The 7736-nt window shown below is 61.6% G+C and carries 4 protein-coding genes; all 4 read left to right on the forward strand.

What is annotated here, in order from left to right; genetic code table 11:
* The first annotated feature begins 65 nt into the window (after positions 1-65).
* Positions 66-1562: a type VI secretion system protein TssL, long form gene (gene tssL, locus EN949_RS30095; protein WP_013525288.1), complete on the forward strand. Its 1497-nt coding sequence runs from the start codon at positions 66-68 to the stop codon at positions 1560-1562.
* Between the two features lie 19 nt (positions 1563-1581).
* The gene (gene tssM / locus EN949_RS30100; RefSeq protein WP_127371875.1) at positions 1582-5145 is read left to right on the forward strand and encodes a type VI secretion system membrane subunit TssM; all 3564 of its coding nucleotides are present in this window, start codon (positions 1582-1584) and stop codon (positions 5143-5145) included.
* A gap of 166 nt (positions 5146-5311) precedes the next feature.
* The gene (locus tag EN949_RS30105) at positions 5312-6085 is read left to right on the forward strand and encodes a protein phosphatase 2C domain-containing protein (protein WP_013525286.1); all 774 of its coding nucleotides are present in this window, start codon (positions 5312-5314) and stop codon (positions 6083-6085) included.
* 5 nt (positions 6086-6090) lie between these two features.
* On the forward strand, positions 6091-7736 hold a 1646-nt coding region (locus tag EN949_RS30110; protein ID WP_164782584.1), incomplete at its 3' end, for a serine/threonine-protein kinase.

Below are 7736 nucleotides of genomic sequence, written 5' to 3' on the forward strand. Positions count from 1 at the left end.
ACCAGAAACCGTCTTGCGCCTGTCTCGCCCAATCGCGGGTGTCCCGCCTGCACGGGTGATCGGCGATGAGCTCGAAGGACGACCCCTTCGGTCCGGCGGGCAAGACCGTCATTCGCGCAAATCCACGGCGCACGCAAAAACCGCCGCCGGTTCCGGAGCAATCCATCGCGGACACCTCCAGGATCGAGGATTCAACCGTGTTCGATCCTGGCGTCGTGCGGCCACCGGGCTGGGTATCAGGAACCGTCATCTATCAAGGCCCGGCCCTGGGTGCCCCAGCAGGTACCAGCTCTTCGGCCGCCGCATCAAAGCCGCCCATCGAGCAGCGCATGCTGCTCGGCGCCGCCGAGGTGGTCAGATACTGCGCGGCAAACACTATTCTCGCTGCGGCCGCTCCTTTGCTGATGCTGTTTGGGCAACTCAGGCTGATGCCTGTCGAAAGACAGGCGGAGCCACTGGCGCAACATGTCGCTGAGGCCATCGAAAAATTCGACCGGACGGTGGAGAAATCGGACGTTGCCGAAGAGGATGCGCGGATTGCGCGTTATGTTCTGTGCGAAACAGCCGACGATCTCATCGGCAACCTGCCTTGGCCTGGGAAAGACGACTGGTCGCAACGCAGCATGTCGTGGCAGTTCTTTCATACCCAGTCCTCCGGCACAGGCTTCTACGAAGCACTGAACAAGATCCTGGCCCATCCCGAGACACATTACGATCTGCTCGAACTGATGCATGTCTGTCTGTCGCTGGGGTTCGAGGGCCAGTATCGCGGCGTGAGGCGCGAAGACAACAATCTCGAGCGCGTTCGACGCGACGTCTACGAGACGCTTCGCTACTTCAGGACGCGTGCGGGTGAAGACATCTCGCCGCGCTGGCAGGGCTTGGCCGAGACGATGGCGCAGTCCTCGGCCCGCCTGCCGCTTTGGGTGGTTGCCGCGTCAGCGTCGGCGCTGCTGGCGGCAGCGTTCTTCGCATTGCGGGTCTTCATCTCCAATGAAGGCGACGCCGCCGCAGGTGAATTGCTGGCACTCAACCCATCAATACCCGTCGCTATCGAGCGCGCCAGCGTGGCGCCGCTGGTCGAGCCAGCCAAAGTCGCCCCACCGGCGGCCAACGCTCAGATCGATCGTATTCGTGCGGCGCTGGCCAAGGACGTCGAAGGCGGCGGACTGGCCATTGGCACCAAGGGCGACTTCATCGTCGTGGAAATCAACAATCTGCTGCTGTTCCAGTCCGGCAGGGCCGAGACGAAGCCGGAATTTCAGCCCATCGCCGCCGACATCGCCGCGGCTCTTGAGCACGAGCCTGGACCGATCCGGATCGTCGGCCACACGGATAATGTCAAACCGCGTCGGTCGAGCGCCTTCAAATCCAACTTCGACCTTTCGCTGGCCCGGGCCAAAGCCGTCGAAGCGCTGATGGCCGCGAAATTCAGCGATCCCTCGCGACTGACGGTGGACGGCAAGGGCGAGGACGAACCGATCGCCGAAAACGCGACGCCGGAAGGCCGCGCCAGGAACCGCCGTGTCGATGTGATGATCCCCAGGGAGGAGACATTGTGACGACCTGCTGGAAGCATCCATGACGCGTTGGCTGCTGCGGATATTCAGCATGACCGCGCTGATCGGCTTCGCGACGGCCATATGGTTTGCCGGCCCCTTGATCCGCTTTGCCGATAGCCGGCCGCTCGGGCCTGCCTGGCTGCGTGCAACGATCATCGGTGTAATCGTGGCGACGCTGGCGCTTGTTCACGGGCTGCGTTTCTGGCAGGGGAGGAAGGCGCAAAAAGCGCTCGAAACCGTCGTTGCGCACAATGATGACCGCGATGATGACGATGGGCGGCTGCTCGAAGCCCGCATGAATGAGGCCTTGGCGGCGCTCAAAGGGTCGAGCGGCAAGCGCAACTTCCTCTACGACGTCCCCTGGTACGTCGTCATAGGCCCGCCGGGTGCCGGCAAGACAACGGCACTGGTCAATTCGGGGCTGAATTTTCCGCTTGCCGGTTCAGGAGACGCCCAACCGGTGGCCGGCATTGGCGGAACACGTGCCTGCGACTGGTGGTTTACCGACCAGGCCGTGTTGATCGACACCGCAGGTCGCTACACGACGCAGGATTCCAATGCTGAGAGCGACAAGAAGAGCTGGCTCTCCTTCCTGTCACTGCTCAAGAAGCACCGCGCCCGGCAACCGATAAACGGCGTCATCCTGGCCATCAGCCTTGCCGATCTGATGAGCTTCGACGACCGGCAGCTAGATACCCACCTCGCCGAGATACGCAACCGGCTGAGGGAAATCCACGAGACGCTGAAAGTTCAGTTTCCAGTCTATCTGATTTTCACCAAGGCCGATCTTGTCTCCGGTTTCATGGACTACTTCGGCGGTTTCGACGAGTCACGAAGGCGCAAGGTGTGGGGCGCGACATTCCAGACCGCGGAGCGCGACAGGAACATGGCCGCTGGAGCCCCTGCCGAATTCGATGCGCTGGCAAAACGACTGGCCGACGAGATGGCCGACCGCCTCCAGGAAGAGACTGATCCCGTCACGCGCATCTCCATCTTCGGTTTTCCGGCACAGTTCGGCGCACTAAAGGGCCGAGTTACCAGCTTTGTCGCCGCTCTGTTCAATCCCGGACGCAGCCAGGTGAATGTCAGCCTGCGTGGATTGTATTTTTCGTCCGGCACGCAAGAGGGCACGCCTATCGATCAGGTGCTGGGCGCGATCGGCCGCAATTTCGGTGGCAATTCCCGCCCTCACCTTTCTGGAACCGGCAAAAGCTTCTTTTTGCATGATCTGCTGACGGACGTCATTTTTGCCGAATCGGGCTGGGTTTCGTATGACAAATCGGCTGCAAGGCGTGCGGCGATCGTCAGATTTGGTGGCCTGGGTGCCATAACGCTGATCGCCGCCGCCGCACTGGGTACGCTCGCCCTGAGCTTTGCTTCCAACCGGTCGCTGATCGCCTCCACAACGCTGGCCATGGGCCAGTATCGCGAGACGGCGGCCCCGTTGCTCAAGGCCAGCACGGTCACCGATGTCGACCTTGAAAACGTCATCGGCCCGCTTGACCAGTTGCGCGATCTGCCGGCCGGGTATGAAACCGGTGACTTGCCGACACCGTTAGAGGAGACGTTCGGCCTCAGCCAGAGGGAGAGACTTCTTTCGGCATCCAAAACAGCCTATCGGCAGGCGCTGGAGCGACTGCTCCGATCGCGCCTGTTGATCCAGGCCGAGCGGACGATCCAGGCCAAGATGGCCGATCCCGTCGCCCTCTACGAACCGTTGAAAATCTATCTGATGCTTGGCGGCAAGGCACCGAAGGTCGATGACGCTTTGATCGTTTCGTGGATGAAGCGGGACTGGGAGCAGAACCGATATCCGGGCGAAAACAATCGCGAAGGACGCGAGCAGCTCCAAAAGCACCTGCGCGCCATGCTGGCATTGGACGACGCCTATGATCCGGTCTTCGAGCTCAACCAGCCGCTTGTCGAAGCCGCTCAACGTTCACTCGGGCGTATGAGCCTTGCCGATCGCGCTTCGGCCTTGATCAAGTCGGCTATATACGCAGCGGTGCTGGACGATTTTTCACTGTCTCAGAAAGGCGGGCCGGAAGCGCAGCTGCTGTTCGAGCGCATCGATGGCGGCGATCTGTCAGGGCTTCGTATTCCCGGCATCTATACTCATTCCGGCTTCAACACCTTCTATCTCCGGCAACTGTCGCGCATTGCGCAGATGCTTGTCGACGAGCAGTGGGTTCTCGGGGGCGGCGGCGAACAAGGCGATATCAACCAGCAATTGCTCAAGCTCGGCCCCGAACTTCTTGATCGCTACGGCAAGGAGTTCGCGGCCGCGTGGAACGGCGTTCTCGGCCAGTTGAAATTCAAGGCGATGCTGACGGACAAGCCGCACTACATCGCACTTTCGGCCGCTGCCTCCCCAAGCTCACCGATGAATCAGCTCTTTGCGGCAATCGCCGATGAAACAGCTCTGACGCGGGACTCAGGTGACGGCCCCGATCCCGGCACCGAGATCGAAGGCACGGCCCAGAACCCGCCGCGCAACCCCGCGGATCTGGCCAAGGGCCTGGCCCGCATCGGCATAACAATCGCCAGCGGCAAATCGCAAAGCCGCGCCGGCACCGGGGCCGCCGACGCACGGAACTTCAGTCCAGGAGCAAACATCGAAGCGCAATTCAGACCATTCCAGGCCCTGGTGAACGGCCCTGCCGGACATCGCCCGATCGATGCTCTGACCCAAAACTTCAGCGATATCTATCAGAGCCTGCAACTGGCGGCCGAAGTTCCTTCGCAGACGGAACGCGTCAATTCGAACCTGCAGCTGCAGATAGCCACGCTTCGCGCCAATGTCTCGCGCCTGCCCAAGCAACTCGGCCGGATGGTCAACGCGACGGCGGATGAGTTCGAAGGCAACGTTGCCGAAACCTCGGTGACCAACTTGAATCAGATACTTGACCAGACGGTCACAGCCCCTTGTGAAGCCGCAATCAGCGGCCGTTATCCCTTCGCCCGCGACGCCACCGAGGATGTTGCGATGGCAGATTTCGCCAAATTGTTCGCCCCTGGCGGCTTGCTGGACCGGTTCTTCGCACAAAATCTAGCATCGCTGATCGACATGACCAGCCAGGACTGGACTTGGAAACAGGATGCGCGATTTGGACGCGACCTGTCGAAATCGACCCTGAAAGACTTCCAGCTTGCGGCGGAAATCCGCAGCGCCTTCTTCCCATCGGGCGGTTCGTTGCCTTCGGTCAGCATCACTTTCACACCGTTCTCACTGAATGGCGATGTCGATACGGCGATACTCGATGCCGAAGGCCAGATCGTCTGGAGCAATCAGACGGGCAACGCGCCGAGCGCGGTCACCTGGCCGGGCGAGGCAGCTTCCGCGTCCGCCAGCCTAAGCTTGACGCCGGAGATGCCAGGCCGCGAATCCGCCATCAAGTTCGAAGGGCCCTGGGCGCTGAAACGACTTCTGGACAAGGCTGCCGTCACCGGCGACGGCAGCAACATGCAAGCGCGCTTCGTGATCGGCGGACGCGACGTTACTTATGCTCTCCAGACAGGCTCAGGCTCCAACCCCTTCTTCCTCCCGGCCCTGTCCGGATTCAGCTGTCCCAAGGCGTTTTGAACAGGGTTCATCTGCTGAACATGGCGTCGGTCCGCTGACCACGGCGTTCAAAGCCTGGTTTTCCTTAGTTTTCGATACTTTAATGTTCGAGCCTGTGGCAAAGTGGCGCCAGCGAGCGTCCAAAGGTGCGCCGCAGAAGGACGCTTGAAAAGCGCTTGGTGGCAAATTGAATACTGTCGCCCTTTCCGTTGAGAGCTTCGGCGTGAGCCACAAAGGCTGTGTCCGTGAGCTCAATGAAGACAGCTATCTGGTCGAGCCACAAACTGGCGTCTGGGTGGTAGCCGACGGAATGGGTGGACATGACGCCGGAGAGGTCGCTTCCGCCAGTATCGTCGATCATCTGTCAACAATCGGCATTGCGAGCTCAGCTCCCGATCTTCGCGCCCGCTTCGAGGACAGGCTGGGCCGGGCCAATGCCGAGATCCGAGGCATATCTGAATCCCGCGGCATAACCATCGGTTCCACCGTTGCCGCCCTGCTGGCGATGGACGGGCGGTTTGCCTGCCTGTGGGCGGGTGACAGCCGCGTCTATCTTGTCCGCAACGCCTCGATCTCGCAGATCTCGAGAGACCACACCGAAGTTCAGGAGCTCATCGACCGCGGTATCATCAGCGCAGCCGAAGCACGCACGTGGCCGCGCCGCAATGTCATCACGCAAGCGATCGGCGTCAGCGACGAGATTGTCATCGATTTCCAGCAGGGAGAAATCATGCCGGGGGATATTTTTGTGTTGAGCACGGATGGTCTGACGGCGCATGTCACCGACGCCGAGATCGAGGCGGCGACGGTGTCGGCGACACCTCAGGCAGCCTGCGAGAACCTGCTCGACATGGTGCTGGCGCGCGGCGCAACGGATAACGTCACGATCGTCCTCGTAAAGATAGGACACGAGCGCGATGGCCAATTGCCTCCTCCATATCTGCATAGAGCGAAGGCCTGAGGTTGATGGGCTCCGACGACAAGACGCGGATATCGGGGGGCATGGCCAACACCGTCGTAGGCACGCAACTCAGCGGCATCTACGAGCTCGACGAACGCATCGCATTCGGTGGCATGGGCGAGGTTTACCGTGGTCATAATATCCAGACCGGTGACCATGTCGCGATCAAGATCGTCTTGCCCGAGTTCGCCCGTGACCAGACGATCTTGTCGCTGTTTCGCAAGGAGGCATTGATCCTCAATCACCTGTCGCATGACGCGGTCGTGCGCTACCACGTCTTCACGATTGATCCCGGGATCGGCCGTCCCTACCTTGCCATGGAATTCGTCGACGGTGAGTCGCTGTTCGACATCATGCGGCGTGGCGCGATGCCGGCGGCTGATGTGCGCAAGCTCTGCCACCGCCTCGCCTCCGGCCTGAGCGCCGTGCACCAGGCGGGAGCAATACACCGCGACCTCTCGCCCGATAACATCATCTTGCCGGGAGGCCGGGTCGACCGCGCGAAGATCATAGATTTCGGTATCGCCCGGTCGGCGAGTGTCGGCGGTGAGACCCTGATCGGCGGAAAGTTTGCGGGAAAATACAACTATGTTTCACCCGAACAGCTCGGGCTCTACAGCGGCGATGTCAGTGAGCAATCCGATATCTACAGCCTGGGGCTGGTGCTGGTTGCCGCCTTGCGCGGCAAGCCAATCGATATGAGCGGATCGCAATTCGAGGTCATCGAAAAGCGCCGGACCGTGCCTGATCTCACCGACATCGACGATGATTTTCGTGACATCGTTGAACCCATGCTGCAACCGGATCCGCAGGACCGACCGGTTAGCATGGCGGAAATCGCCAGGATGACGCGTGACGAAAACGAGGAGACAACCCCGCCGGCGTCCATCACACCCCGCGATCGGTCGGCTTTGCCGCGAACCTTTAAATCCGGCAGCAAAACCCAGGCACGATCACACAATGTTGAGAGGCACGACGACGCAGCCGCAGCGGGCCCAGGCGGACAGCCCTTCGTAGAGCACGTGCGGCCCGCGCATTTGTTCGAACGGCCGCCTCCGGCGCCGATGCCGCGCGAGGCCACGGCGCGTTTGCCTGGAAGGTCCACAAAGACCCGAACCCTGGCGATCGCTGGCTTGGCGATGCTGGCTGTGGCCTCCGGCGCGGGCCTTTACCTGGGCGGCTTCATGACGCCTGCCACACCGACTGCCGGCAAGACATCGCTTTTGCCACCGGAGCCGTCCAAGCTCCCGCCCGGCCTGTCAAAGCCGCCCCTGGCGGACTCTGCCGCCCCTGAGCCGGCAAAGGCAGTTTCGCCCGTGCAGGCCAGCGGACAGGCGGCTGAAAATCCGGCAGATACGTTGGGGGTTCAAAAGCCGGAGCCTACCAAGCCCGCCGAAGTCCCCTCGCAGAACGACGTCGTCGCGAAGTCCCCCGCAACGGACGCCAGGCCGCCACCCGAAAAGGCATCGCCGCCAATCCAGCCGGATACGATGACCAGCGACAGTCAAACGTTGGCCGCTTCCAGTGAGACAACCGCCCCGACGCCGCCGGTAGAGAAAGCCTCGACGCTGCCGCCCGCTGAGCCCAAGGTTGGCGAGAGCCAAAAGCCCGAACCGCAGGCCAGCAAGCCGGCGGCACCCGCAACGCGGGA

The sequence above is a fragment of the Mesorhizobium sp. M7A.F.Ca.US.007.01.2.1 genome (assembly GCF_003998165.1).
Taxonomy (GTDB): domain Bacteria; phylum Pseudomonadota; class Alphaproteobacteria; order Rhizobiales; family Rhizobiaceae; genus Mesorhizobium; species Mesorhizobium ciceri.